23 protein-coding genes are annotated in these 26,109 nt (G+C 66.2%); 5 read left to right on the top strand and 18 right to left on the bottom strand.

Going from position 1 to position 26,109, the window contains the following annotated elements; translation table 11 throughout:
- Positions 1 to 38: 38 nt before the first annotated feature.
- From ACFWU5_RS07135 to ACFWU5_RS07115, 5 genes are all read right to left on the bottom strand, one after another.
- The gene (locus tag ACFWU5_RS07135; protein WP_379266424.1) at positions 39 to 755 is read right to left on the bottom strand and encodes an HAD family hydrolase; all 717 of its coding nucleotides are present in this window, start codon (positions 753 to 755) and stop codon (positions 39 to 41) included.
- Entirely contained in the window at positions 752 to 3,082 is a 2,331-nt protein-coding gene (locus ACFWU5_RS07130; RefSeq protein WP_379266423.1) for a glycoside hydrolase family 65 protein, read from the bottom strand. Before ACFWU5_RS07130 ends, ACFWU5_RS07135 begins: the two co-directional genes overlap by 4 nt.
- On the bottom strand, positions 3,079 to 4,089 hold the full coding sequence (locus ACFWU5_RS07125) for a carbohydrate kinase family protein (protein WP_379242746.1): 1,011 nt from the start codon (positions 4,087 to 4,089) through the stop codon (positions 3,079 to 3,081). Before ACFWU5_RS07125 ends, ACFWU5_RS07130 begins: the two co-directional genes overlap by 4 nt.
- Before the next feature lie 33 nt (positions 4,090 to 4,122).
- Entirely contained in the window at positions 4,123 to 5,595 is a 1,473-nt protein-coding gene (locus ACFWU5_RS07120) for a sugar porter family MFS transporter (protein WP_379266422.1), read from the bottom strand.
- 130 nt (positions 5,596 to 5,725) lie between these two features.
- Positions 5,726 to 6,901, bottom strand: a complete 1,176-nt coding sequence (locus ACFWU5_RS07115; protein ID WP_379266421.1) for an ROK family protein — start codon at positions 6,899 to 6,901, stop codon at positions 5,726 to 5,728.
- A gap of 145 nt (positions 6,902 to 7,046) precedes the next feature.
- Here ACFWU5_RS07115 and ppk2 point away from each other — a divergent pair, with 145 nt between their 5' ends.
- A complete protein-coding gene (gene ppk2, locus ACFWU5_RS07110; protein ID WP_379243311.1) occupies positions 7,047 to 7,958 on the top strand; it encodes a polyphosphate kinase 2 in 912 nt (303 codons plus the stop codon).
- A 5-nt stretch (positions 7,959 to 7,963) separates the two neighbouring features.
- On the opposite strand, the gene ACFWU5_RS07105 is transcribed toward ppk2, so the two are convergent.
- The 12 genes from ACFWU5_RS07105 to ACFWU5_RS07050 all read right to left on the bottom strand — a co-directional run bounded on the left by ACFWU5_RS07105 (position 7,964) and on the right by ACFWU5_RS07050 (position 21,383).
- Entirely contained in the window at positions 7,964 to 8,701 is a 738-nt protein-coding gene (locus tag ACFWU5_RS07105) for a hypothetical protein (protein ID WP_379266420.1), read from the bottom strand.
- A 100-nt stretch (positions 8,702 to 8,801) separates the two neighbouring features.
- The gene (locus ACFWU5_RS07100; RefSeq protein WP_379266419.1) at positions 8,802 to 9,491 is read right to left on the bottom strand and encodes a GNAT family N-acetyltransferase; all 690 of its coding nucleotides are present in this window, start codon (positions 9,489 to 9,491) and stop codon (positions 8,802 to 8,804) included.
- A 166-nt stretch (positions 9,492 to 9,657) separates the two neighbouring features.
- Entirely contained in the window at positions 9,658 to 9,855 is a 198-nt protein-coding gene (locus tag ACFWU5_RS07095; RefSeq protein WP_379266418.1) for a hypothetical protein, read from the bottom strand.
- Positions 9,856 to 9,897: 42 nt separating this feature from the next.
- Positions 9,898 to 11,130, bottom strand: a complete 1,233-nt coding sequence (locus tag ACFWU5_RS07090) for an MFS transporter (RefSeq protein WP_379266417.1) — start codon at positions 11,128 to 11,130, stop codon at positions 9,898 to 9,900.
- Positions 11,131 to 11,218: 88 nt separating this feature from the next.
- The gene (locus ACFWU5_RS07085) at positions 11,219 to 11,497 is read right to left on the bottom strand and encodes a hypothetical protein (RefSeq protein WP_379242764.1); all 279 of its coding nucleotides are present in this window, start codon (positions 11,495 to 11,497) and stop codon (positions 11,219 to 11,221) included.
- Positions 11,497 to 11,799, bottom strand: a complete 303-nt coding sequence (locus ACFWU5_RS07080) for a hypothetical protein (protein ID WP_379242766.1) — start codon at positions 11,797 to 11,799, stop codon at positions 11,497 to 11,499. Before ACFWU5_RS07080 ends, ACFWU5_RS07085 begins: the two co-directional genes overlap by 1 nt.
- Positions 11,800 to 11,868: 69 nt before the next feature.
- The gene (locus ACFWU5_RS07075) at positions 11,869 to 13,530 is read right to left on the bottom strand and encodes a GMC oxidoreductase (protein WP_379266416.1); all 1,662 of its coding nucleotides are present in this window, start codon (positions 13,528 to 13,530) and stop codon (positions 11,869 to 11,871) included.
- Positions 13,527 to 14,972, bottom strand: coding sequence for a flavin-containing monooxygenase (locus ACFWU5_RS07070; protein ID WP_379266414.1), 1,446 nt, complete (start codon positions 14,970 to 14,972; stop codon positions 13,527 to 13,529). Before ACFWU5_RS07070 ends, ACFWU5_RS07075 begins: the two co-directional genes overlap by 4 nt.
- A 16-nt stretch (positions 14,973 to 14,988) precedes the next feature.
- A complete protein-coding gene (locus ACFWU5_RS07065; protein ID WP_379266413.1) occupies positions 14,989 to 15,627 on the bottom strand; it encodes a TetR/AcrR family transcriptional regulator in 639 nt (212 codons plus the stop codon).
- Complete coding sequence (locus ACFWU5_RS07060; protein WP_379266412.1) at positions 15,624 to 16,094, bottom strand: DUF4334 domain-containing protein; 471 nt, start codon at positions 16,092 to 16,094, stop codon at positions 15,624 to 15,626. Before ACFWU5_RS07060 ends, ACFWU5_RS07065 begins: the two co-directional genes overlap by 4 nt.
- A 355-nt stretch (positions 16,095 to 16,449) precedes the next feature.
- Positions 16,450 to 19,887 carry a carboxylic acid reductase gene (gene car / locus ACFWU5_RS07055; RefSeq protein WP_379266411.1) on the bottom strand — a complete coding sequence of 1,146 codons (3,438 nt, stop codon included), beginning with the start codon at positions 19,885 to 19,887 and terminating at the stop codon, positions 16,450 to 16,452.
- Positions 19,884 to 21,383 (bottom strand): carboxylesterase/lipase family protein, encoded by a 1,500-nt coding sequence (locus ACFWU5_RS07050; protein WP_379266410.1) that lies wholly within the window; start codon positions 21,381 to 21,383, stop codon positions 19,884 to 19,886. Before ACFWU5_RS07050 ends, car begins: the two co-directional genes overlap by 4 nt.
- Positions 21,384 to 21,478: 95 nt before the next feature.
- Between ACFWU5_RS07050 and ACFWU5_RS07045 the strand changes: the two genes are divergently transcribed.
- From ACFWU5_RS07045 to cydB, 4 genes are all read left to right on the top strand, one after another.
- Positions 21,479 to 22,222 carry a uracil-DNA glycosylase gene (locus ACFWU5_RS07045; RefSeq protein WP_379266409.1) on the top strand — a complete coding sequence of 248 codons (744 nt, stop codon included), beginning with the start codon at positions 21,479 to 21,481 and terminating at the stop codon, positions 22,220 to 22,222.
- Positions 22,223 to 22,257: 35 nt separating this feature from the next.
- Positions 22,258 to 22,785 carry a DUF488 family protein gene (locus tag ACFWU5_RS07040; protein ID WP_379266408.1) on the top strand — a complete coding sequence of 176 codons (528 nt, stop codon included), beginning with the start codon at positions 22,258 to 22,260 and terminating at the stop codon, positions 22,783 to 22,785.
- Between the two features lie 123 nt (positions 22,786 to 22,908).
- Positions 22,909 to 24,402, top strand: coding sequence for a cytochrome ubiquinol oxidase subunit I (locus ACFWU5_RS07035; protein WP_379266537.1), 1,494 nt, complete (start codon positions 22,909 to 22,911; stop codon positions 24,400 to 24,402).
- A 9-nt stretch (positions 24,403 to 24,411) separates the two neighbouring features.
- Positions 24,412 to 25,434, top strand: a complete 1,023-nt coding sequence (gene cydB, locus ACFWU5_RS07030) for a cytochrome d ubiquinol oxidase subunit II (protein WP_379266407.1) — start codon at positions 24,412 to 24,414, stop codon at positions 25,432 to 25,434.
- A 70-nt stretch (positions 25,435 to 25,504) separates the two neighbouring features.
- Here cydB and ACFWU5_RS07025 read toward each other — a convergent pair whose 3' ends face one another.
- On the bottom strand, positions 25,505 to 26,104 hold the full coding sequence (locus ACFWU5_RS07025) for a DUF4822 domain-containing protein (protein WP_379266406.1): 600 nt from the start codon (positions 26,102 to 26,104) through the stop codon (positions 25,505 to 25,507).
- Between the last annotated feature and the right edge of the window lie 5 nt (positions 26,105 to 26,109).

Below are 26,109 nucleotides of genomic sequence, written 5' to 3'. Positions count from 1 at the left end.
TTGGACGGTCGGTGCGACCCTACCGCGCCCGTGCACCCTCACACCAACAATTCCCCCAGGTCGGCCACCACCTCGTCCGCGCCGGCGTCACGCAACGCCGTCACCCCGGTCCCCCGATCCACGCCGATGACCCAGAACCCACCCCGATGCCCCGCCTGCACTCCCGACACCGCGTCCTCGATCACCACCGTGCGCGCGGGTTCCACGCCCAAAGTCGTTGCCGCGGACAGGAACATGTCCGGTGCGGGCTTGCCTGCCAGGTGTTCACGCCCGGCCACCACCCCGTCGACCACCACCTGGAACCGGTCGAGCAGTCCGGCGGTTTCCAGCACCAATACCGCGTTGCGGGAGCTGGACACCACCGCCATCGGAATTCCCGCCGCGGCCACCGCGTCGACCACTCGCAGCGACCCCGCGAACACTTCGACGCCGTCGCTTTCGATGATGTCGGTGAACCGCACGTTCTTCCGGTTGCCCAGCCCGTGCACGGTCGCGGCCTCGGGCGGGTCGTCCATCGCCCCGTCGGGCACGCGCACCCCGCGCGAGTCCAGCACGCACCGCACTCCCGCCGCCCGTTCCTTCCCGTCCACCAGTGCGAAATAGTCGGCGTCGGTATAGGGCGCGGCGGCGGGAGCCACGGTGGGCAGGAACTCGGTGAACAGCGCCGACCAGGCCCGTCGATGCACCGCCGCGGTGTCGGTGAGCACCCCGTCGAGGTCGAAAAGCACTGCCTGCGAGGCCAAGACGCGGGTCACGTAGCCGCGACCTCGACGGGAATGCCGGGTGTCAGTGTCACCGGGCGACCCCAGACGGTGATCTGTTCTGCGGGTCCTTCCCCGACCAATTCGAACCGCGCGTCACCGTGTCCCAGATCCGCGCGCACGGTGCGTCCACGCCAGTGCACCGAGAACCGCAACCGTTCCCAGGAGGACGGCAGCGCGGGCGAGAAATGCAACCCGTCCACCGACGCCCGGAATCCACCGAAGCCGTGCGTGGCGACCTGCCAGGTCCCCGCCGCCGACGCGATGTGAATGCCTTCTTCGGTATTGCCCTGGTTGTCATCGAGGTCCACGAACGCCGACCGTCCGAAATACCGTTCCGCGGTGCGCGAATCCCCCACCTGCAATCCCACGATCGCGTGGATCGACGGGCTCAGCGAGGATTTGTGCACCGTGCGCTGCTCGTAGAACTCGTAATTGTCCCGCCGGGTGGCCAGGGAGTATTCGTCGGGCAGCAAATGCATCAACATCACCACATCGGGCTGTTTGAGCAGTGAGGTGGTTTCGCAGTTGAAATGGTTGTAGCCCACCGGGTACAACGGCATGTCGTTGTCGTCCCATTCCACGATGGGCACGACCGTGCGCTCGAAGTAGCCGTCGAATTGTTCGATGACCCCGCAGTCGGGATCCACCGGTGCCCGCAGCCGGTCCGCGGCGGCCAGCCATCCCGCCGGTTCGCCCGGATCCAGCCCGATCGATGCCATCAGGGCGTCGAGCTGTTCGGGCCGTTCCCGTGACATTCGGTCGAACACCGCCGCCGCTTGCAGCAGATGCCAGTGCACCAGTTTGTTGGTGAAGGCGTTGTTGTCGACGTGGGAGTGGAATTCGTCGGGCCCCATGACCGTCCGGATGACCAGCGAATCGCCGTCTTCCACGCACCGCTGCACCCAGAATCGGGCACCTTCGAACAGGATCTCCGCGCCTTCGCCGAACAGATAATCGTCATCGCCGGTGACCTCGGCGTAGCGCATGATCGCGTAGGCGATATCGGCGGTGACGTGCAGTTCTTCTTCGCGCGTATAGAAACGGTCTTTCCCGTCAGGGGTGAATTGCGGGCATTCTTCGCGCCCGGTGTCCGCGGATTCCCACGGAAAGCGCGCACCGCCGGTCCCGTTGTCGGCGGCGACTTCGCGCGCACCGGGCAACGTGTGATGCCGGTATCCCAGCAACGCACGGGCCGCGCGCGGCTGGGTGAACAGGAAGAACGGCAGCAGCATCACCTCGGTGTCCCAGAACACATGCCCCCGATACCCTTCGCCCGACAGCGATTTCGCCCCGATACTCACGGTCGGGTCGTCGGGGTCCGCGGCGATGAGCAGGTGGTAGATCGCGAACCGCAACGCCTGCGTCACCCGATCATTGCCGACCACTTCGCAATCGGCGTCGGCCCACACCAGATCCCACGCCGCCCGGTTCGCCGCTGCCGCATCGTCGAAGGTGCCCGCGCGCGCCACGGTGTCCACGGCGCGTTCGCGCACCGGTTCCACGGCCTGATAGTCGCGACTGGTGGCGATCCCGACCAGCTTGTCCACCCGTACGGATTCGCCTGCACCGCAGTCGAATTGCCACTCGAAGGAGATGGCGTCATGGCGGCACCGTTGCTGCTGCTGCCGCCCGCCGTCCGCGGTACAGGTGAACGCGTAGGCGAGGTCGATACCACTGTCGATCGTGCGGCTTGCGATCACCCCGATGTCCCCGTCGAACCCCGCACCGGCCGACTTCAGGTGCGTGGACTTGGCCCACTTGTCCCACTTGCGTTCGTATCCGAACGAGGTCTGCTCGCGATAGGTAGGCAGACGTTCCAGATTGCGCCGGTTCGCGTCGACCCCGGTACGCACCGTCACCGCACCTGCCCGATCCAGACAGCTCACCTCGATCCGCAGACAACACAGATCACGATCGGCGGTACTGGCGAACCGCTGCGTGCGCAACCGAACCCGCGCACCGTCGGGCAGCGCGAACACGGTGTCGCGGTGCAGAACTCCGCACCGCAAGTCCAGTTCGCGTCGATGTTCGACAACGCGCACCGTCTCGGTGTCCAACCGCACACCATCGACGAAGACTTCACTGTCCAGCCAGTCCGGTGCGTTCACCAGATCGATCACCGGCGAGTCATACGCGTCGTACACGCCGGCGATGAACGTAACCGACAACGCCCCGGTGTGCCGTTCTTCGAGCGACCCCCGAGTGCCAAGACGCCCGTTGCCGACGGTGAAGATCGTCTCGAAGTAGTTGGCGCGCTGCGGATTCCACCCGTTCTCGACCACGGACCAGGTCGTGTCGGTCTGCGCCGGCGCGTTCACTGCCCCACCGCCTCGGCGCCGTAGGCCTCGCGCAACTGCTGGTTGGTTTCCAGCAGCGACCGGTACACCGACAGGTCCTTGCCCGAACACCGTTGCGCCCCCATCGCATTGCCGTACCGGGCGGCGGTGACGAAATCGCCCGCGGCCAGGTACCCGAAGGCCATCCCGGAGGCGAACGAGTCACCGCAACCGGTGGTGTCGATGACGTTCTCCACGTGGATGCGGGGCACGATCTCCTCCCGTAACTCCCCGTCGGGGTCGAGAAAATACATCGCGCAGCCTTCCTCGTCGAGGGTCACACACACCGCCTTCACCCCGCGGCGCAAACAGTGCAGGGCGAACTCGGGCAACTGCTCTTTGGGCAGCGGTTTGCCGAATTCGTCGGGGTCACCGCCGGGCGGCGGGAACCAGGCCCGGCCCGCCTCCTCCAGGTTCATCTTCATGATGTCGATGGTGGGCAGCCACGCGTCACGGTCGATCCACAGCCTGCTCACCCGGTACCCGGCGGCGGTGAGCGCGACGGTGGGGCCGTGACAGTCCAGCAGGATCAGGCCGTCGCTGTTGGCCCGAATGTAGGCCAGCGTGGGTTGAGCGACTTCGTAGTCGGTGATCGGTACGCACACGAAAGCGTCGGAATCCAAAGCGAATTCGACATCAGCGGGGGATATCGGGTGCATGAAACCGGTTTGGCGTTCGTCACGGAAATTCTGGTCACGGAACGTCAGTTCCACGACGTCGCCGCGGTCGCTGCCCGCGCGAATGCCGGTGAGGTCGACATTGCTGAACCGCGACAGCTGTTCGGTGATGGGGCCCAGATCGCGTTCGCGCACGTGCACGATCGGCCGCACCACATCGTCGGGGCCAAGCAACGAGGCCAGCGCGGCCACGGTGTAGAGCGCGCACCCGTATTTGTCGATGACCTCGCCGCGGTGCGTGACGACGTGGTCGAGCGGAATAGGACCGAGAACAGCGATTTTGAGGCCGGAAGAGGGCACAGAAGCAGACATGGTGGAGCTCCGAGACTGGTGAAGCGGGAGAGGTCAGGCGGTGGTAGCGGGACGGTCGAAACCGGCGGCTTCGTCCATGTCTTCCAACGTCATGCCCTTGGTCTCGGGCACGAACTTGGCCACGAACGCCAACGACAGCAGGGCGAACACCGCGTACATGCCGTAGGCGAAGCCCAGCGAGAAGGTCTTCAGGCTGGGGAACGACACGGTGATCGCCCAGTTGGCCGCCCACTGCCCGGCCGCGGCCAGCGACAGCGCCGCGCCACGGATCCGGTTGGGGAACATCTCGCCCAGCAGCACCCACACCACCGGGCCCCAGCTCATGCCGAAGAACACCACGAACAGGTTCGCCGCGACCAACGCGACCGGACCCCACGCACCGCTCAGATGCGGTTCCAGCACACCTTCGGCGTTGGCGACCTGGTCGGCGGCACCGAAGCAGACGGCCATGGTGGCCAAGGTGATGGTCATGCCGATCGAGCCGACCAGCAGCAGCGGCCTGCGCCCGACCTTGTCGATGAGCATGATCGCCACGATCGTGGTCGCGATATTGACCACCGAGGTGAACACGCTGATCTGGAACGACTGCGATTCCTCGAAGCCGACGGCCTCCCACAGCACGTTCGAGTAGTAGAAGATCACGTTGATGCCCACGGCCTGCTGGAACACCGACAGCATCAAACCCACCCAGACCACCGGGTACAGCCCGCCGCCGGGACGACGCAGGTCCTTCCACGACGGCTTGGTGTCGCTTTTGAGGCTGTCTTCGATGCGGTGGATGGTGATCTCGAGGTTCTTCTCACCGAACAGCATCGACAGCACGCGCCGCGCCTCGGGGATCTTGTGCGTGGCCACCAGGTAGCGCGGCGACTCCGGGATCGTGGACGCCAGCACCCCGTACACCACGGCCGGGATCGCCATCGACAGGAACATCCAGCGCCAGGCTTCCAGCCCGAACCACAGCGTTTCGCTCGCACCGCCGGCCAGTTCGGCGAGCAGGTAGTCCACCAGCAGGGCCAAGAAGATACCGAGCACGATGGCCAGCTGCTGCAGCGAGCCCAGGCGACCGCGGATGCGCGCGGGTGAGGTTTCGGCGATGTAGGCGGGCGCGATCACCGAGGCGACGCCGACACCGATGCCGCCGATGATGCGACCCAGCACCAGCGTCCACACGTCGGGGGCGAACGCGGTCACGATCGCGCTGAGGAAGAACAGGACCGCGGCGATCTTCATCACCTTGAGCCTGCCGATGCGGTCGGCGATGCGACCCGCGGTCATCGCGCCCGCCGCGGCACCCAGCAGCGCCGAGGCGACAGCGAAGCCCAGCACCGCGTCGGCGACGTCGAATTCGGTTTGGATTGCCGAGACCGCGCCGTTGATCACGGCACTGTCGAAGCCGAACAGCAACCCGCCCAGCGCCGCGACGGACGCGATCAGCACGACGCGGTTACTGGAACCCTCGCCGTCTGGTAGGGCGGATTTGTCGAAGGAGACTCCATCGTGCATCGGCCTCGTCCTCTCCACGGCGGGCATCATTGCCTCGCGAGTAGCAGTGTGAATCAGATCACAGTGTGCCCCGAATTGCATGACACCTGCAGGAATTCGCGCAATTGAGCCCAAATCGCCGTGTTGCCGTTCAGGACATGAACACCGAGCGGTCTGCATCGGCGATCGCCCGCGCTATCGCACCCAGTAAATGGGTCTGTGGGCCCAGCAGTGCGGGTCGGATGCGCAACGCGGCGGCAGCCGAGGGCACCCCGCACCGGTCGACCACCTGCTGGATCGAGGGGATCAGGATCTGGGCGGCCTGCGCGAGTTCGCCGCCCAACACCAGCAGTTCGGGGTTCAGGATGCTGCACAGCCCCGCCACCGCGGCCCCGACCTGCCTGCCGACATCGTCGAGCACCCGCACGAACGCCCGATCACCGGCGATCGCGCGGCGCACGACCTCCTCGATCGTCAACTCCCCCTCGGTCGGTGCCAGCAGCGACACCACATACCGCGCCGACACCAGCGTTTCCAGACACCCCCGGTTACCGCACCGGCACACCGCCCCGAATTCGTCGACGGTGGTATGCCCGATCTCGCCCGCGGTGCCCGCGACCCCCGCATACAGGCGCCCGCCCACGATCAGCCCCGCGCCCACGCCTTCGGACAGTTTCAGGTACACCATGTCGGTCGTGCCGGTCCCGGCGCCCCATTGGTGTTCGGCCAGGGCACCCAGGTTCGCGTCGTTGTCCACGATCACGCACGTCGGCAGGCCCAATGCGGTGGTGGCCAAACTGCTGGCGTCGATGCCGACCCAGCCGGGCAGGATCGACGGTGAGCCCACGCGGCCTGTGGTGCGGTCGATGGGTGCGGGCAGGCCCATGGCGGCACCGACCACCTCCGCGCGTTCGATGCCCGCGTCGACCAGCGTCTTGTCCAGCAGTCGCGCGGCATGATCCATCGACTGCGCCGCCGACAGGCCGACAGGCAGTTCGGTGCGGGTCTGCGCGACCACCTGGTGGGCCAGGTCGCTGATACCGACGGTGACGTGACGGTGCCCGTGATCCACCCCGACAACGAACCCCGTTCCACCGGTCAGTCGCACGGAATTGCGTTTGCCACTGCGCTTTTCGATGCGAAGACTGCCCGCGCCCGCGAGATCGCGCACGATGTTCGAAATCGTGGCGGGAGCCAAACCGGTCGCCCTGGCCAGATCAGCCTGGGTCGCCTGGCCCTGCCTGCGCAGCTCTTCGACCACCCGCGCCCGGTTCTGGTCCCGCAGCGCCGTCGGCGACCCCGGCCGGCCTTCGACGCGCCCGCTCATCGGGAACCGCGCTCGGGATAGATCGCCGTACGGAACATCTTTCGATTGTGCACCCGCGCCACGCGTGCCTGGGCACCGTGCGTTCATCTCGGTGTCACGCACACCCTTTAACGTCCCAACGATGACCGATGTCCAGACGAGTCCGATGCCCCGTGACGTCAGCGAGGTCGCCGATCTCGCCGATGTGGTGAACCTGGCCGACACCACCGGATTCACCGTCGACGACAGCGACGACGACGACCCGATCCTGCTCACCGCGCCCGGCGGGCTGGTCGTGGACACCTGGCGCGAGGGCTACCCGTACGACGAGCGTCTCTCGCGCCTGGAATACGACCTGGACAAACGGCTGCTGCAGATCGAACTGCTGAAACTGCAGAACTGGGTCAAGGCCACCGGTCGGCGCATCGTGATCGTGTTCGAAGGGCGCGACGCCGCGGGCAAGGGCGGCACCATCAAACGGTTCATGGAACACCTGAATCCGCGCGGCGCTCGGGTGGTCGCGTTGGAGAAGCCGTCCGCGCGCGAATCGACCCAGTGGTACTTCCAGCGGTACGTGCAGCACCTGCCCGCCGCGGGCGAGATCGTGCTGTTCGATCGTTCCTGGTACAACCGGGCGGGGGTGGAGCGGGTGATGAATTTCTGTACGCCCGAACAACATCGGCGGTTTCTGTCGCAGGTACCGCTGTTCGAGCAGATGCTGGTCGACGACGGCATCGACCTGATCAAATTCTGGTTCTCGGTGTCGCCGCTGGAACAGCGCACCCGGTTCGCGATCCGCCAGGTCGACCCGGTGCGGCACTGGAAACTGTCGCCGATGGACCTCGCGTCGCTGGACAAATGGGATTCCTACACCGCGGCCAAAGAGGAGAACTTCGAGCACACCGACACCGACCAGGCACCGTGGATCGTGGTCAAGAGCAACGACAAGAAACGCGCGCGCCTGAACGCGATGCGGCATGTGCTGAGCGGGTTCGAGTACGACAACAAAGATGTCGAGATCGTCGGCACCGCGGACCCACTGATCGTGGGGCGCGGGCGCGACGTCATCGGGTCGTGAAAACGCTAGCGAGTCAACGCGACTCGGTGCGCTTCGTGCATCAGCGTGATGAGCTCGTCGCGCTCTGACTCATCGAGAACGTCGAAGCAGGGCGCGATCAGTTCATCGGTCACCTTCTCCGCGGCCTCCCACCGCGTGCGCACGTCGTCGGTGACCGTCTCGAACGGCTCGGTCCAGCCCAGGAACTTCGCGTGAGCGGGCCCGTCGTGGATCGGTGAGCCCGCGACCAAGATCGCCTGCAACGGGGTGAGCCCGTTGGCCAACACCGCCACCAGGTGCAAGCCACCGCGCAGTTCGCGCAGCACATGCATCAACTGCAGCACCGCGGCCCGCCCGTCGGTGGGTACCGGCAGCGCCCGCCACCCGGCGAACAACGGCAACCCGGCCGACGGCGCGGCATCCACCACCCGCTGCAGCAGTGCGGCCAGCCGATCAGCGTGCTCGAACCCGGCAAGCTTGCGCTGCCCGAATTCCCGACACGCCACCATGTACCCCGCCGCGGCCTCCGCAGCAGGCATCGACACCGATTCCCAAGCGGCACGCACACACTCAGGCTCGAAGAACCCGAACGCCGCGGTCACCACATCGGCATCCACATCACCGAGCACCCCACCACGCCCCCGCATGTACGGCCCGTGAAACCCCGCCACCCCGGTCGTCTCCCCGAACGCCCTGACCTCACGCGAGATCATGAACGCCCCACCGAGTTCGAGCACCTGCTGCTTAACCGCCGCTGCCGTCATTGGCCTGCCACCTTCCGCTGTAGTTCACTCCAGGCAGACTTTATCGCCCAATAGCCAGATGTGACAGCCCTTCGCGACCGAAATCCCGGCGCCGCAACGACTACGGTGCTTGCATCAGGGTCAGCATCGACCTCTTCCGCACAGTGAAACCCAACGTCTCGTACAAACTGATCGCCGAGGTGTTGTGCGCGATCGCATGCAGAAACGGCGTCTCCCCCCGCGCCCGAATCCCCGCCCCGACCGCCCGAATCAACCGCGACGCGATCCCACGCCCCCGAAATTCGGCATCGGTACACACCGCGCTGATCTCGGTCCACCCCGGCGGATGCAACCGCTCCCCCGCCATCGCCACCAATCGACCGTCGACCCGCAACCCCACATAGGTCCCCATCTCGATGGTCCGCGGCGCGAACGGCCCCGGCTCGGTCCTGGCGATCAACGCCAACATCTCGGGAACATCAGCGGCAGTGAGCCTTTCGAGCCCGGAATCCACCGCCACCCGCAACCCCGACCCCTCCATCTGCACCGTGTCGAACTCCGCCGACACCGTCCACCCCGCCGGCGGCACAAGCCCTACCCCGCGAATCCCGGCACTGCCACCCGACCCGAGCGCCACCCCCAGATCAACCCAATCCTGGTCGTCCAAAACCGCCGGATGCCCGACGAACTGAGCCACCTCCGGGTCATACCGCCCGATCCGCCCCGTCCACCGCGCAAACCGCCGATGCTGCCCCCGCAACGAAGCCCGCACCGGATCATCCAACGGATGCACCGCGATCTCGACCGTCAACCCAACACTCCTCACCACCGAACCCGACCCCGAAAACGTTAGCCGACCACACCACCTCCGGCACCGATTGCGCTCACAACGATTCCCCCGCGAGGTGATCGACACCGTCACCCAGCAGCACCGCCCCGACCTGCGAAACAAGGCATTGGACGGTCCGGATCTGGCCTCAGCGCTCGCCGGTGTCCGACTCGGTGGGTTCGGGGGCTCCGCGCCGTCGGTCCCGCAACACCAGCACCGCCGCCGCGATCGCCCAGATCACCGCGAACGCCACCGCACGCATCAGACTCCAGTTGACCAACAGCATCACGATGGCCACGCCGCCGAAAATCGTCAACAGGCGGGATGTACTCGTCTGACCTTTCATCGCCCGATCATCCCACGGGCCGACCACCCCGACGGACCACGGTCAACCGGCCGCGACCTCGTCGTGAATGCGTGGTCGGCGAGCGGACCAGGCCAGCGCGGGCACGATCAACAACGCGATCCCCGCACCCAGGAACGCCAACCCCGGGTAGTCGGAGAAGGCCACGATGACCCCGGACCCGAGCCCGCCGCCGGCACCCGCGATCGCGATCCCCACGTCGACAGTGCCCTGCGTGCGAGCGCGGGTCGCCACCGGCGTCGCGTCCGCGATCATCGTGGTGCCCGCGACCAACCCCAGGTTCCAACCGACGCCGAGCAATCCCAGCGCCACCGCCAGCGCCCCCACCGAACTCGGCGGAGCCAACGCCGCAGCCAACCCGGCACCCACCAGCGTGGCCGCGGCCGCCACCGCGACCAGCCCCGCCCCGAACCGGTCCACCAGCATCCCCGACAGCAACGACGGCAGATACATCCCCGCCACGTGCACCGCGATCACGAACCCCGCCGCGCCCACGCCGTGCCCGTGATGCTGCATGTGGATCGGTGTCATGGTCATGATCGCGGCCATGACCAACTGGGTCACCACCATCACCGTCGTCCCGGCCACAATCGGCGCGGACCACCGCGGCGTCGCGGTCGTGTCGACAACGTCGGCGGGCTTCTCGGCGATCGCCTTGGCGAGCACGAGCGGATCCGGTCGCAACAACACCCACAACACCAGTCCCGCAAGCAGATACGCCACCCCGGACAGCACGAACGGCCCCGACAAACTCGGAATGCCCCACCGCACAGCAAGATCCGACATCGGCGTGGTCAGGTTCGGCCCGACCACCGCACCCACTGTCGTGGCCACCAGCACCGTGCTGATCGCGCGCGCCCGATGCGCGGGTCGGGCCAGATCGGCACCGGCGTAGCGCGCCTGCAGACTGGTCGCGGTGCCCGCCCCGTAGACGACCATCGACGCGAACAACAGCAGCAGACTCCCGGTCACCGCGCCCGCCACCACCCCGAAACTGCCCAGCGCACCGGTCAGATACCCGAACGTCAGCCCCGCCCGCCGCCCGGCTCGCTGCGAAATCCGGCCCACCGCGACCGCCGCACCCGCGGACCCCACCGTGAACATCGCCGCGGGCAACCCCGCCCACCCGGTGGACCCGAGCATGTCCTGCGCCAGCAGCGCCCCGACGGTGATGCCCGCGGCAAGCCCCGCCCCACTGAAGATCTGCGCCGCGACCAACACGGCCAGCGTGCGCCGTTGCGCGGGATGCTCGCTCATGAATCAACACTGCGGCATAGGTGGACGCCGGTCCAGCTGATGGGCACAGAAAGGTCCAGCTAGCGCGAACCGGCCTGGTTCACCGCCGCTAGCGCACGAAGGCCCCCAGTTTGATAGTCACCCCGGACTCGGCATCCTCGATCGACGTGATCGGCCACATCCGCCCGGGCAGCATCGTCCCCGCGGCCGTCGCGTACCCGACCACGTCCAAGGCCGAACCCCCGTTGTTGTCGTGCACGATCCCCGCCTCGGTGCGCACGCCGTCGGAGAACACCACATCGAAATCGTCCGCCATACGGTCGGCGTGCACCACCACGCCGGGAAACAGATGCGAATAGCCCACGGTGATCAGCGCGGGTTCGGCCATCAGTGCCCACACGGATCGGTCAGGTGCAGCCCCTCACCGACCTTGATCCGGCGATGCTCGGCGAGCACGATCCCCACCCCGAGCAGCAAGCACACCCCGCTGACGATCCCGGCGATCACCGCCCACCCGACAAAACCGGAACCGGCGGCGGTCAACGTGGCCGCGACCATCACGATGCCGATGCCCACGAGCAACAGCCCCGGCCAATTGAGGGAGTCCTGGACCAACTCCCCCGCGTGCGAACGCGTCGTGCGCTCGGTATCGGGGAACTTGTGTTGATGCGGATCATGGTAGGTAGTCATGGCACGCGTCCTTCCGTCGAAGGTCCTCCCCATCCGGCGCGTACCCCGCAATCACCGCGGCAAACAGGCTCAGCTCGGCAAACGCAACGCGCCGGGCGCGGAAGCGGGAACAGCGGGCCGAACCGGGACGACCGGATCGATCCGCTGGTACGTGGAACCGAGGTCGGGTCGCGGATCCGGCTCACCCTTGTTCGGCCAGAACGCCATCGCACGCTCGGCCTGCGCGGTGATGGTCAGCGACGGATTCACCCCGAGGTTGGCGGTGATCGCGCTGCCGTCGGCGACGTGCAGGCCGGGGTAGCCGTAGACCCGCTGGTACGGATCGATCACGCCGGTATCGCGGGAGTCGCCGATCGTGCACCCGCCGATGTAGTGCGCGGTGGCGGGGATGTTGAAGATGTCGGTGGCGATATTGCCGGTGTCGCCGTCGCATTCCGCCGCGTACCGGCGCGCGATGTCATGACCCAGTGGAATCCAGTCCGGATTCGCCTGCCCGCTGCCCTGCGCGGTCACCAACCTGCCGCGCTTGAGCGACGACGTCAGTGAGTTGTCCAGCGACTGCATCACCAACAGGATCACCGACCGCTCCGACGCCCGGTGCGCGTTCTGCGAGCGCGCGAACTTCAGCGGATGCAACAGCATCGTCAGCAGTAACCGCAGGAACCGGAACGCCCCACCGTCGACCATCGGCACCGTCTGCACGAACAGCGCGTTCTGCCCCTTGCCGTACGTGCACACCTCCACATGGGTCTGCGGCTCCGGATGAAACGACGACGTGATCGCCACACCCTGCGCGAAATCAGTGCGCGACTTGCTCTGCACGCCGATGATCGCCTCGGAGTTACTGCGGGTGAGCTGCCCGACTCGCGGCGACAGCTCGGGCAGCGTGCCGTCAGCGCGCAACCGGTGCAGCAGTTTCTGTGTGCCCAGCGCCGCTGCTGAGAAGACCACCTGCTCGGCAGTGAAGGTGCGCCGCTTTCTGCGCAACCAGCCGTTGGACTGCACCGTGTCCACGCGATAACCACCGTTGCCGTCGGGTGCTACCGACGTGACCGTGGTCAGCGAATGCACTTGCGCGCCATTGCTTTCGGCCAGGTGCAGGTAGTTCAGCGTGGTGGTGTTCTTGGCATTGTGCTTGCAGCCGGTGAAGCACTCCGAGCAGTGGATACAACCGGCTCGACGAGGCCCCGCACCACCGAAGTACGGGTCATCGACCTCGACGCCTTCGGATCCTTCGTTGAAGAACACGCCGACCTGGGTGCGATGAAAGGTATCGGCCACCTGCATATCGCGCGCAATCTGCAGCAGCACTTCGTCTTTCGGCCCGAGCTGTGGGTTCTCCACCACGCCCAACATGCGCTTGGCCTGGTCGTAATACGGGGCCAGCTCGGACTTCCAGTCGGTGATGTGCGCCCACGCCCGGTCGCGATAGAACTCCGGCAGCGGTTCGTACAGGGTGTTGCCGTAGATCAGCGAACCGCCACCGACACCCGCACCGCTGAACACCAGGCACTTGCCCAGCGCGCTGATCCGCTGCGGACCGGTCAGACCCAGCCGTGGCGCCCAGATGGACTTGGCGATGTTCCAGTTCGTCTTCGGATAGTCGTCGACGTTCCAGCGTCGCCCCGATTCGAGAACGCCTACGCGATAACCCTTTTCGGTCAAACGCAGCGCGGTCACGCTGCCGCCGAAACCGGAGCCGACGACGATCACGTCGTAGTCATATGTCACGGGACCACCTCATAATCGGCGGGATCGAACCGCGCCTGCTGCTTGTACTGAATCCCCAGCAGCGGCCAGTTGGTCGTGATCCGACCGTCCGCCTGGCGGTACCACGACGAGCACTTGCTCCACACACTGTCGGCCAGCCGCGCCTGAACACGTTCGTCATAGGCCCGCTCGACCTCGGGCCGCACCGTCAACGGCCGACCAGCCTGCGCGAGATGTTCGACATACCGGGCCAGGTAGGCGGCCTGCGCTTCGAGGAAGAAGATGATCGAACCGCCGCCGCTGTTGGTGTTGGGGCCGTACATCACCAGCAGATTCGGGAACCGGGGCACAGTCATGCCGAAGTAGGCGCGCGCGCCGTCGCGCCATTCCTCGGCCAGCGGGTGCCCGCCCGTGCCGGTGATCGTCATCGGGGCCAGGAACTCGGTGGTCGCGAAACCGGTCCCCCAGATGATCACGTCGATCTCGTGATCGCGCCCGTCGACCGTGCGCACACCCGTCGAGGTGATCTCGGCGATTGCCGCGGTGGTGACCTCGACGTTGGGTTCGGTCAGCGCGGGAAGATAGTTGTCGGAGAACAGGATTCGCTTGCACCCCACCGGATAGTCCGGCCACACCTTCTCGAACAGGCCCGGCGCGGTCTTGGTCTGCCTGCGCATGTGCCACTTCGACACCGCCTTGATCGCGGCGGCCAACGGTTTCGCATACACCCACGCGACGCTGAGCCCTTCGACCACGCCGTACCAGGTGCCACGCTCGGCGAGTTCGGTCACCGGCAGCTTCTCGAACATGCGCTGATGTCGCGATGAGAACTCGCGGTCCATGCGCGGGATGATGTAGGGCGCGCTGCGCTGGAACACCGTCAGCTTCTCGACGTGCGGTTGGATCTCCGGCACGAACTGGATGGCGCTCGCTCCCGTGCCGATCACCGCGACCCGTTTGCCCGTCAGGTCCACCTCATGGTCCCACTCGGCGGAGTGAAAACTCGTGCCGCCGTATGAGTCCCGTCCCTCGATCGCAGGTATGGAGGGTCGCGAGAGTTGACCGACCGCCGACACCAGCACATCGACCACCACCGATTCGCCCGTGCTCACACGGACCGTCCACTTCCCGGTCACCTCGTCGAACGCGGCACTCACGACCTCGGTGCCGAAACGGATGTGGCGGGCAACGTCGTACTTTTCGGCGACCTGCCTGATGTAGTCCAGAATCGCGGGCTGCCGCGAATAGCGGTGCGGCCAATGCGGATTCGGCTCGAAAGAGTACGAGTAGAACGGCGACGGCACATCGCAGGCGGCACCGGGATAGGTGTTCTCCCGCCAGACACCGCCGACCTCGTCGGCCTTCTCGAACACGACGATATCGTCGAAGCCGCGCTTCTTCAGTTCGATCACGGCCGCCAGGCCGCCGAACCCGCTGCCGATCACTGCAATGGACGGGGTCATGAGTCCAGATAAGCAGTTACGGCGTACGTTTTTCCGATTTCTGCCCATTCTGCACTGCGGACAGGCCGCTCCAACACAGCGCGACCACGGTCTCGACTGCGTCCTCCTTCGGAATCGGACGACCCGCGTCGAGCCACTGCCTCGCCGCGTTGTGGCTGGCGCCGACCACCCCGAACGCGCACGTGTACGCGCGAACGTCGTCCATGCCCGCCGCACGCAACTGCGCACTGACCAGCACCGCGCATTCACTCATCGCTTTGCGCACCCGCCACCGCACAGCCGGTTCGCTGGGCACGGGCGACTCGAAGACCAGGGTGTGCCCGCCCGCGTCCTCGTCGACGAAGTCGAAATAGGCCAGCACGGCGCGACGCACCTTGTCCTCTTGCCCGCTGGCGTCGGCCAGCGCATCACGGATGCCGTCGACCATCCGGTCCAGATAGCCTTGCAGCACAGCCAGATACAGGTCGAGCTTGCTCGCGTAGTGGGTGTACAGCACGGGCTTGCTCATGCCGGCCCGGTCACTGATGTCGTCCATGCTCGCACCGTGATAGCCCTGAACCACGAAGACCGCACGCGCGGCACTCAACGCCGTGAGTCGTCGTCGGGTTCGGGTCGGTGTCTCGGTGTCGGTGAGGTCGTTGTAGGTCAGTGTCATGACGCGACCCGTTCCAGCAGGAAATAGAAGTACTCGCCGTGCGCGAGCACCAGGTCGGGGCGCCCGTTCATGATGCCCATCAGGGTGCAGTCGTCGAGCCACTTGAAGTGGTCGAAGACCGCGCGGCCGTCGTAGACCATGGTCGCGGTGACCTCGCCGCGGAACTCGATGTTCCACAGGGTCGCCTCCCCCTGTCCCAGTTCGATGTTCGAGAACAGGGTGCCGTCGTCGCGTCGACAGATCAGTGGCTGCGCGTCGTCTAGGGCGAGGAAGTTCTTGCCGTACCAGCCGCTGGCGGGCAGCGCGCCGCACAGGGGGTGCCCGGTTTGGAAGGCGTCACCACGCCATTGCCCGAGAATGTCCTCAGCGCGAGCTGGGCGTAGCCGGGTCCACAGTTGGTCCAGATCAGCGGTCGCGACGTCGCGCTGCTCGCGCAGCTGCTGCCACCGTGGTTTGTCCGCGCTCATCCAGCCCTCATCTCACAAATTCCAGAACTGTTCAGTTCCGCATTCGACCATAGTTCCGAACGTGTTGGTCGACTACTTCTGCGGGCAGCCTGGCCCCCTCCCGTCTATGCGTCTTTAGTGTCTTGGTTTGTGGGCGGCGCGCCGTTTGATCGGATCGGCGAACACATTAGTAGATACATATATGTACGTATCACGATTTATTTTCTGCTTTTTGAGAGGCCTCGACTGAGTGCCACCGGCTTGCCCGAGAACACGACCGGCGTCACTACCCGGACATTTCAAACCTCTACTGCCCCTTGGCATCCCCTGCCCTGCAGCAGCTGTCCGACCGGTGACACCCCTCCCCCACTGCCAGCTATCTCAGGAGGCCGAGGTGGGTCAAGTCACGGACGTACTTGGCGATGAGATCCGTTGGTAGGTGTGGGATGTCGGTGCCTAGTTGCGCCTCGCGGACCGCCGCACGGAAGTTGTCTGCGGGCAGGGCTGAGCCCGGTAGGGGGCGGGCCGGGTGGCGGTAGGCCTGCAGGACGGGGAGGAGGGTGCTCTTGCGTTGGGGTTCGGGGAGGGTGCGCAGGGCGGTTTCGAAGCGGGCGAACCATTCGGCGTAGTTGTCGATGCGGTCGATGTGGTGGCCTGCTTCGGTCAGCCAGTCGATGAAGGTGTCGAGGGAGATGTTGTCGTCGTGGGGGTTGAGGACGTCGTAGGTGCGGTAGCCGGTGGTGGCGGTGGCACCTAGCTCCGTGATCGCGGTGGCGACGAAGTCGGCGGGTAGGCCGTCGTAGTGAGCGCGTTGTCGGTGGCCGTGGGAGTCGGTGCGGTAGAACGACTTCGGGGCCAGGCCGGTGACGAGCACGCTCAGTAGCAGGCGGGTGAAGACGTCGGGGACGTTGAGTTGGCCGCGGAAGTGGCTGTGCGCCAGGATCATGTCGGAGCGGAACACCGCGACGGGTAGACCGAAACGCTCAGAGGCCTCGCGCAGCAGCACTTCGCCGGCCCATTTGCTGTTGCCGTAGCCGTTGGCGTAGGAATCGTCGAGTCGGCGGACCGGGCTCATGGTTCGTACGTCGCCGTCTTCGGCGAAGGACTCCCCCTGTGCGGCGACGGCCACTGTCGACAGGTAGGTGACCGGTTTGCGGATGGTTGTCAGTGCCAGGCGGATGATCTCGGCGGTACCGACCACGTTCGGGCCGAACAGCTGGGTGTACGGGAGCATGTGGTTCACCAGCGCCGCGGAGTGCACGATCAGGTCGACGTCGGCAGCAAGGCGATCCCACACCGGTTGCGGCAGGCCGAGATTCGGTTCGCCGATATCGCCGGGCAGAACCTCGAGGGTGTCCTTCGCGAGAGTCTGGAAGTGGTCGCTGAGTTCGGTGTCGCCGGAGTCGAATGCCGCGTCGAGACGTTCACGCGCTGCGGTTGCGTCACCGCCACGGACCACGCAGATCACCGTGCCGCCCACAGGGGCGAGGCGTTCGAGCCAGGTCAGGAGGAGGAATCGTCCGAGATAGCCGTTCGCGCCGGTGATCAGCACCGTCTTCGCCGGGGCGGCTGCCGGTACCTGCGCGGCGGTGGTGACGTCGAGGAACTTCTCGAGCGTCAGGTCTGCCGCGCGAATCTCGGTGGCCGCCGGGCCGTGTACCGCATCGGAATCTGTTCTGCGCGTGCCGGGTTCGCGTTCCCGCTGCACGTAGTCGGCGATGCGCGCCAAGTCGCTGTCCGGTCCGAGCACGACGTTCACCGGCACGTCCACGCCGAGCAGTTCACGCAGCAAGTTCGAATATGTCAGTGCGGCAAGCGAATCCCCGCCCAGATCGCCGAATCTAGCGTCCGGGCGCAGGTCTGCGGAATCGCCGCCGAGCACAGCGCGCGCTGCACGGGCGACGGTGTCGTACACCGGCAGGACGGGGGCCTCGTGCCGCAGGCGCTCGAGTTCGTCTTCCTGACCGCGCGCTAGGTCGGAGTAGAGCTGTTCGAGGCGGTCGCCGTATCGCTGTTTCAGCTTGGGCCGCAACAGTTTCGCTATGCCCGACAACATTCCGTTGGCCGTGGAGAACGGTTCGGTTTCGATGAGGAAGTCACGCGGAATCTCATACGGCTCGAGCCCGGCCGACATCGCGGCACGCTGCAACGACGCGCTCACCGCGGCACGCAACTCCTCGCGAGGTCCTGCCAACGCAGCCTCGGTCGGCACCACGACTGCCAGCAGATACGACCGTTCACTGCTGCCGTACACGTAGATCTGGCGCACCAGATCGGCACCCTCGAACACCGCTTCCAGCCGCGACACCGTCACGAACTCGCCCTGGGACAGTTTCAAGACGTTGTTGCGACGGTCGACATAGACCAACCGATCCGGCGCCAACTCCGACACCACATCGCCTGTGCGACAAAACCCTTCGGCATCGAACACCTCGGCGGTCACCTCGGGACGACGGTAGTACCCCGCGATCATGGTGGTCGTCTTGAGCAGCAACTCACCGCGCGGATACGGCTTGTCGGTGCCGAAATACCCCAGCTCCGGCACGTCGACGAGCTTGTAGTCCAGCACGGGCGGCCGCATCACCTTCGTATCGAAGATGACCCCGCCGCCGGTCTCGGTGGAGCCGTAACCGTCGTGCAGACGCAGGTCCGACACCGACTCGATGAAGGCCCGCAGTTCGGGTGCGATCGGTGCGCTGCCGCAGGACGCCGACATCAAGCGTCCACCCAGGAACTGTTCGCGCAGTTCGGTTTTCATCGAGCCCTGCTCGGCTACCTCACGGCGGTAGCGCTGCGCGATCATGTCGCACACCCTCGGCACCAGGAAGATCTCGGTCGGTCGTGCCAGCGCGATGTCTTCGAACAAGGTCGAAAGGTCCGGCGCCGCAGCGAAATACGCGATACCGCCACGGGCGAGCACGCTGTTGAGGGTCAGCCGCGCCGCTATGTGGCTCATCGGCAGGAAGTTCACCGTGATCGCGGTCAGCGGCCGTCGCGGCTGCCAGCCCACCGCGACCAGGCGCTGGGTATACATCGCGCCCTTGGGTGTGCCTGTGCTGCCCGATGTGTAGATCAGCAGCGCGAGAGGGTCCGCGCCGTCGTCGGGCACGTGCAGTGGTGCCGGTTCGGCCAGACGGCCCTGGGCGATGGTGTCGTCGAGCGTGCTGAGCACAACGGCCGATCCCCCGGCGCACAGACGGGTCCGTGCCCGAGCGAGGGCATCTCGGTGATTGTCGTCGTCGGCGTGATGGTCGAACACGATCAGCGAACGCGGCGTGGCCCCGGCCAGCACAGCGTCGACCGCGACGTCCAGGTGCGCGGTGTCGACCGCGAACACCGTCGGCTCGGTCTCGGCCAGAATCGACCGCAACTGTTCCAGGCCCGCGCCGCCCTGCAACGGCACCGCGACCCCACCGAGGTGGATCGTGGCCAGATCCAGCACCGCGTAGTCGGCACTGGTGAACCCCAGCACTGCGACGAAGTCCCCCGCGACGATGCCGTCACGCTGCCAGGCCGCGGCGAGCGCGCGTGTGCGCTCCCATACTTCGCCGTAGGTCAGGAATTCGAACTCCGGCAACAGCTTTCGGAAACAGCGCCCGCCCGACTCGACCAGCTCGGTTCGCCGGGTACCCAGCGCCGGACGATCCACGTAGGCCGTCATGGCGGTCTCGACGATGCGCGAGATCGGCAGTCCGGGTGTTGTCACCCGGGCGTGCACGTTCTCGTCGGGCCGCGCCGCACGCAGCTGCTCGTCTTCGGCGTAGAGCGTTTTGATGCGATCCGCCAGTTGCCCGGCGTCGAGCTCCACAGTCACGCTTCACACTTTCGAATGCCTTGCCAGGCGGCACGTCGCGCGGCGTCCGGGTCGACGAGCACGCGCGGTGGATTGTCGATGATGCAGGTGGTTCGCTGCTCGGCCGTGTACTGCGTCCAGGGCGCCAACGGTTGCCCGGTGCGGGCGAAATTCAACCAGTTGTCCTGGATGTAGTCCTGCACGGCGAGGAACGCACGCCGGCCACCTGCCGCTGTCATCGCGCGGCCGACCGGGCCGTCGACCCAGCCGAAGACCGGAACGAGGTCGAGGGCGTGGGTCGCGCCGAAGCCGGCGAGATGCAGTGCGCGCGGCGCATAGTCGTAGCGATACGCGAAAGTCGGGGCGTACGCGCTGTGTCCCTCGAGCACGGCCAGTGTGGGGCGAAGGAACAGGTGGTCGCCGCCGATGCGCACCGCGGTCCGAGGGGCTGGATAGCCGCGGTAACTGCCGGTCACGAGCTGTTCCGCGCCGGGCTCGTAGCGTTCGAAGATGGTGGTGAGCTGTTCGGGAGTGTGCGGGATCGCCTTGGCGAAACGCTGGAACAGCGTGGCCTCGTCGCGGTTGGTGCCGATGATCAACGGCACCGGATGTGCCCGGCCCGCCGCGATCGCGTCCAGGGGCGCCTCGGGCAGGAATTCGCCGTCGGCAACGGGGGCGAAGGGGAAGTTGCCGGGCTCCTCGCGCAGGGATCTGGCCAGCGCACGGTCGCCCGCGCGGCCGAGCTCCTTCGCGGGCACGGTGCTCAGGACCGTCGCCGCGTCGGCCGCAGTGGCGCCCAACCGTTCCAGGCAGCGGCGGGCGAACCGGCGGGCCTGCTCGGGTGTCGATGTCCAGTCCGCGGGGGCGCTCTGCGCGATCGCCCGGTGGAACAGGCCGACCGCCGACGGCGTGGCCAGCAGGCTGACCACCGCGTGCGCGCCGGCCGACTCCCCGAAGATGGTGACGCTTTCCGGGTCGCCGCCGAACGCCGCGATATTGCGCTGCACCCATTCCAGCGCCGCGACCTGATCCCGAAGACCCAGGTTCGACTCGAAAGGTCGTTCCGGCGTGGAGAATTCGCTGAAGTCCACGTAGCCCAGCGCGCCGAGCCGGTAGTTCACCGACACCACGATCACGTCACCGCGGGCGGCCAACCGCGCACCCGAATACATGCTGGACGTGCCGAGCAGGTACCCGCCACCGTGGAAGAACACCATGACCGGGCGCGGTGTCGTCGACGTCGTGGCCGGGGCGGTGACGTTGAGCGTGAGGCAGTTCTCGCCGGTCGGTTGCCAGGTGCGCGGGCCGACACGGGCGCCCTGGGGGTTCTGCACCGCGGCGAAGCCGAACTCGGTCGCCGCCCGCACCCCTGACCACGGCCGAACGGGCTGGGGCGCGCGCAACCGCAACGGTCCGGTGGGCGGGGCGGCATAGGGCAGGGCACGCCATCGGGCGATCCGACGGCCCACGCGACCGCGCACGACTCCGTCGGCGCTCACGATCTCAGGGGACAGCATTCCCCGAATGTACGTGGTACTGGCGGTACCGCGCAGGTGGTTCGTCCAGCGAACTGTCTCGAAGTCGCATCGACACCGCCGATTAGACTGTGCTGATGACCGGCCCAGACCCGGAAACTGCCCCGCAACAGGCGAAACACACCCGCAGCATCGTCGCGCTCGACCACCTCGTTTCCACCTGCCGGGCCTGCCCGCGCTTGGTCGCCTGGCGTGAGGAAGTCGCCACCGTCAAACGCGCGTCCTTCCGCGACGAACACTATTGGGGTCGACCGGTGCCCGGCTTCGGGCCCGCCGACGCGGCCATCCTGGTGGTCGGGCTCGCCCCCGCGGCCAACGGCGGGAACCGGACCGGCCGCATGTTCACCGGTGACCCCAGCGGCACTGTGCTGTTCGGCGCCCTGCACGCGGTCGGTCTCGCGACCGGCGCGCACCCGGTCAGCCGCGACGACGGCATCGAGCTGATCAACACCCGGCTCACCTCGCCCGTGCACTGCGCCCCGCCACAGAACAAACCCACACCGCAGGAACGACACACCTGTGCCCCGTTCCTGAGCCGGGAACTGGAGCTGCTCAGCGGCACGCTGCGGGTACTGGTCGTGCTCGGCGCCTTCGGATGGCAGGCCCTGTTCGCGGTGCTGCTCGAGGGCGGCTGGAACGTTCCCCGCCCACGCCCCCGTTTCACGCACGGCGCGGAAGTCGTGATCACCCATCCCGACGGGCGCGCGGTCACCATTCTCGGCAGCTATCACGTGAGCCAACGCAATACCGCCACCGGCCGGGTCACTCCCGCCATGGTCGAAGACGTCCTCCTGCGCGCCAAGACAATCGCCGAGTCGTGACCGGAATCGGCGAGATCGTGACCTAGGATCGAGCAGTGCTGACTGTGTACACGATCGGCCATTCCACGCGGACCGCGGACGAATTCGTCGGTCTGCTCAACGATTATGGCGTCACCCAACTGGTCGATATCCGCACCGTTCCCCGGTCACGCCACAATCCACAGTTCGGCCGCGAAGTTCTCCCTGAAACGCTACAGGCGGCAGGCATTCGCTATGTGTATCTCGCGGCGCTGGGTGGGCTGCGGCACGGTCAAAGCAGTGATACCAATGCCGGCTGGCGCAACGCGTCGTTTCGCCAGTACGCGAATTACATGCAGACACCGGAATTCGCCGCGGGCATCGACGAACTCATCGACCTCGCGGGCGAGGCGACCACGGCCATCATGTGCGCTGAAGCCGTGCCGTGGCGGTGCCACCGCTCGCTGGTCGGCGACGCGCTGCTGGTCCGGGGCGTGCAGGTGCGCGACATCATGTCCGCCACCCGCGCACCCGACCACCAGCTCACCGACTTCGCCCACGTGGCGGGCACGACCATCACCTATCCCCCGCCGCCGGAAAATTGATATGCATCCATTTCATCTCGATATCCGCATCAGACGTTAGACACAGACGACAATCACCAAGCGCACGCGGTTCGGCCACAGTTCACTGCGATGGCAGGAGATCCGAAGATGAGTTCGCTGGCAATGAGCACCCTGGACGTCTCCCGGTGGCAGTTCGGTATCACCACGGTCTACCACTTCATCTTCGTTCCCCTCACCATCGGCCTGGCCCCACTGGTGGCCGGTATGCAGACGGCCTGGGTGATCACCGGGAAAGAGCACTGGTACCGCCTGACCAAGTTCTTCGGGAAACTGTTCCTGATCAACTTCGCCATCGGCGTGGCCACCGGCATCGTGCAGGAGTTCCAATTCGGCATGAACTGGAGTGAATACTCCCGGTTCGTCGGCGATGTCTTCGGTGCGCCACTGGCATTCGAGGCGCTGATCGCGTTCTTCATGGAGTCGACATTCCTGGGATTGTGGATCTTCGGTTGGACCAGACTGCCCAAACTGGTTCACCTGGCCACGATTTGGATCGTCGCGTTCGGTGTCAACGCCTCCGCGTTCTTCATCATCGCAGGCAACTCGTTCATGCAGCACCCGGTGGGCGCGAAATACAATCCCGAAACCAAACGTGCTGAGCTGGATAGTATTTGGGCGCTGCTCACCAACAACACCACCCTGGCCGCGTTCCCCCACGTGGTCGCGGGCGCGTTCTTGACCGCGGCCACGTTCGTCGTGGGTATCGCGGGTTGGTTCATGGTGCGCAATATGCGCAGCGGCGACGCCACGAAACAGGAAGAGGCCAAGACCATGTGGCGGCCGGTGGCCCGAGCCGGCATGTGGGTGGTGGCCGCGTCGATCGTGGTGGTGGGGATGACCGGCGATATCCAGGGCAAACTGATGTTCGATCAGCAGCCGATGAAGATGGCCTCGGCGGAATCGTTGTGCCACACCCAGACCGACCCGAAGTTCTCCATCCTCACCGTCGGCACGCACAACAACTGTGAAAGCGTTGACCACCTGTTCCAGGTGCCGTATGTGCTGCCGTTCCTGGCCAAGGACAAGTTCACCGGTGTGACCTTGCAGGGCGTGGAAGATCTACAGAAGTCCTACGTCGAGGACTACGGGCCCGGCAATTACCGGCCCAACCTGTTCGTCACCTATTGGGGCTTCCGCGGCATGGTCGGTCTGCTGGCGGGGCCGGTGCTGTTGCTGCTGGCCGGGCTGTGGATGACGCGCGGCGGTCGGGTGCCCGACAAGAAATGGTTCTCGTGGCTGTCGATCCTGGCCATTCCGACCCCGTTCCTGGCCAACAGCGCGGGCTGGATCTTCACCGAGATGGGCCGTCAGCCCTGGGTGGTGGTGCCTAATCTCACCGGCGACAAGACCATTCGCATGACCGTGGCGCAAGGCGTCTCCGATCACGCGCCGGGCACCGTCATCTTCTCCCTGGCCGTGTTCACGCTGCTGTACGGCGCGCTGGCGGTGGTCTGGTACTACCTGATGCACCGCTACACCGTGGTCGGGCCCGAACCGGGACCCACGGCCGCCGATGATCAGTCCGGTCCCGATGACGACGGTGGCGGCGGTAAACACCGCGCCGATCCTGTCGAACCGCTGTCCTTCGCGTACTAGGAGACCACGATGAGTCTGCAGCAATTCTGGTTCGTGCTGGTCAGCGTCCTGTTCACCGGCTACTTCATTCTCGAGGGCTTCGACTTCGGGGTCGGCATGCTGATGCCGATCCTGGGCAAGGGCTCCGACACGCGCAGGCGCGTGCTGCTCAACACCATCGGCCCGGTCTGGGACGGCAACGAGGTTTGGCTGATCACCGCGGGCGGTGCGATGTTCGCGGCGTTCCCCGAGTGGTACGCCAGCCTGTTCTCCGGGTTCTACCTGGCCCTGCTGCTGCTACTGGTGGCGTTGATCGTGCGCGTGTGCGCCATCGAATGGCGATCCAAGATCAACTCGCCGAAGTGGCGGTGGTGGTGTGACGTCGGTATCGGGATCGGTTCGTGGATTCCGGCGCTAGCGTGGGGTTGGGTGTTCGCCAATCTGGTGCGTGGGGTGCCGCTGAACGAGAAGCGACAGGTCGTGGGGTCGGTGTGGGACCTGCTCAGCCCGTACGCCCTGCTCGGCGCCGCCACCACCGCCATCCTGTTCGCGTTGCACGGCGCGATCTTCTTGGCGCTGAAAACCGGTGGCGATGTTCGCGAGGACGCTCGCAAGTGCGTGCGGATCCTGTTCATTCCGACCGTGGTGATCGTGGGCGGTTTCGGTCTGTGGACCCAGCTCGCCTACGGCAACGGCTGGACCTGGGCGGCCCTGGGCGCGGCAGTGGTCGGGCTGGTGCTGGCGGGCGGGGCCACCGCGGCGGGCCGTGACGGCTGGGCCTTCGTCGGCACCGCCGTCACCATCGCGTCGGCCACGATCCTGCTGGTGGGCTCGCTGTACCCGAACGTGATGCCGTCCACCATCAGCCCGGCGTTCGACCTCGACATCCACAACGCCGCCTCCGGCGCCTACACCCTGAAGGTGATGACCTGGGCCGCGCTGCTGTGCATGCCGGTCGTGCTGATCTACCAGGGCTGGACGTACTGGGTGTTCCGCAAGCGCCTCACCGTCGAACAGATCCCGGCCCCGACCGGGTTGCCGCTGTCGAAGTAGACGTCGGAAACAGAAACACCGCGCGCGTCACAGCGAAAAGCTGTGACGCGCGCGGTGTTTCGCGGGGAAGTTAGTTCGCGGGCTTCGGGTGGTCGGTCGGGGTGTGGACGATGTCGTAGTACTTCGACTTATCCACCGAGTCGGGATGCACGCGGTAGGTGAAATCCTGGTCGGTCAGCGTGACGATCTCTACTTCGCGGCGCGATTGTTCTTTGCCGTCAGCGTCTTTCGCGACCAAGGTGCGGGTTTTGCCGTCGGGTGAGACCGACCAATCGCCCTGCATCTTCGGCTTGTCGTCGAGGGTGAACATGGTGAAGGTGCCGTCGGGCGCGTAATAGGCGTAGCCGACATAGTTTTTGACCTTGTCGTCGTCCAGCGGTACCGCGCCGCCTTTCTCGTCCTTGGCCGAGGTCGTTTCCCACGGGGTGGCGGCCAAAATCGCCGAGGGGGTGCCGGGGGCGACGCTGGTGGCGACGCTGGTGGCGATGGAGCCCGAGGACGTGGCCGCCGCCGAACTGGTGGTGGTGGAACTCGAGGTCTGCACTGTCGTCGAGGACGCTTTGGAATCGGACTTGTCGTCCGAATCGCTGCACGCTCCGGTGAATGCGGCCGCCGCAAGAGCAAGAATCACGGGCGCAATCTTGTGGGTGAGTTTTCGCTGCTCCGTCATAGTTG

The organism is Nocardia sp. NPDC058640 (genome assembly GCF_042716995.1).
Taxonomy (GTDB): Bacteria; Actinomycetota; Actinomycetes; order Mycobacteriales; family Mycobacteriaceae; genus Nocardia.
The sequence above is the reverse complement of the archived record's forward strand: the minus strand, read 5'-3'. Positions and strand labels throughout refer to the sequence as shown.

Coding starts and splice junctions, on each gene's coding strand:
- ACFWU5_RS07125 (WP_379242746.1), bottom strand. CDS start 4,089: ATGTCTGCTTCTGTGCCCTCTTCCGGCCTCAAAATCGCTGTTCTCGGT.
- ACFWU5_RS07120 (WP_379266422.1), bottom strand. CDS start 5,595: ATGCACGATGGAGTCTCCTTCGACAAATCCGCCCTACCAGACGGCGAG.
- ACFWU5_RS07115 (WP_379266421.1), bottom strand. CDS start 6,901: ATGAGCGGGCGCGTCGAAGGCCGGCCGGGGTCGCCGACGGCGCTGCGG.
- ppk2 (WP_379243311.1), top strand. CDS start 7,047: ATGCCCCGTGACGTCAGCGAGGTCGCCGATCTCGCCGATGTGGTGAAC.
- ACFWU5_RS07105 (WP_379266420.1), bottom strand. CDS start 8,701: ATGACGGCAGCGGCGGTTAAGCAGCAGGTGCTCGAACTCGGTGGGGCG.
- ACFWU5_RS07095 (WP_379266418.1), bottom strand. CDS start 9,855: ATGAAAGGTCAGACGAGTACATCCCGCCTGTTGACGATTTTCGGCGGC.
- ACFWU5_RS07090 (WP_379266417.1), bottom strand. CDS start 11,130: ATGAGCGAGCATCCCGCGCAACGGCGCACGCTGGCCGTGTTGGTCGCG.
- ACFWU5_RS07085 (WP_379242764.1), bottom strand. CDS start 11,497: ATGGCCGAACCCGCGCTGATCACCGTGGGCTATTCGCATCTGTTTCCC.
- ACFWU5_RS07080 (WP_379242766.1), bottom strand. CDS start 11,799: ATGACTACCTACCATGATCCGCATCAACACAAGTTCCCCGATACCGAG.
- ACFWU5_RS07070 (WP_379266414.1), bottom strand. CDS start 14,972: ATGACCCCGTCCATTGCAGTGATCGGCAGCGGGTTCGGCGGCCTGGCG.
- ACFWU5_RS07065 (WP_379266413.1), bottom strand. CDS start 15,627: ATGACACTGACCTACAACGACCTCACCGACACCGAGACACCGACCCGA.
- ACFWU5_RS07060 (WP_379266412.1), bottom strand. CDS start 16,094: ATGAGCGCGGACAAACCACGGTGGCAGCAGCTGCGCGAGCAGCGCGAC.
- ACFWU5_RS07050 (WP_379266410.1), bottom strand. CDS start 21,383: ATGCTGTCCCCTGAGATCGTGAGCGCCGACGGAGTCGTGCGCGGTCGC.
- ACFWU5_RS07045 (WP_379266409.1), top strand. CDS start 21,479: ATGACCGGCCCAGACCCGGAAACTGCCCCGCAACAGGCGAAACACACC.
- ACFWU5_RS07035 (WP_379266537.1), top strand. CDS start 22,909: ATGAGCACCCTGGACGTCTCCCGGTGGCAGTTCGGTATCACCACGGTC.
- cydB (WP_379266407.1), top strand. CDS start 24,412: ATGAGTCTGCAGCAATTCTGGTTCGTGCTGGTCAGCGTCCTGTTCACC.
- ACFWU5_RS07025 (WP_379266406.1), bottom strand. CDS start 26,104: ATGACGGAGCAGCGAAAACTCACCCACAAGATTGCGCCCGTGATTCTT.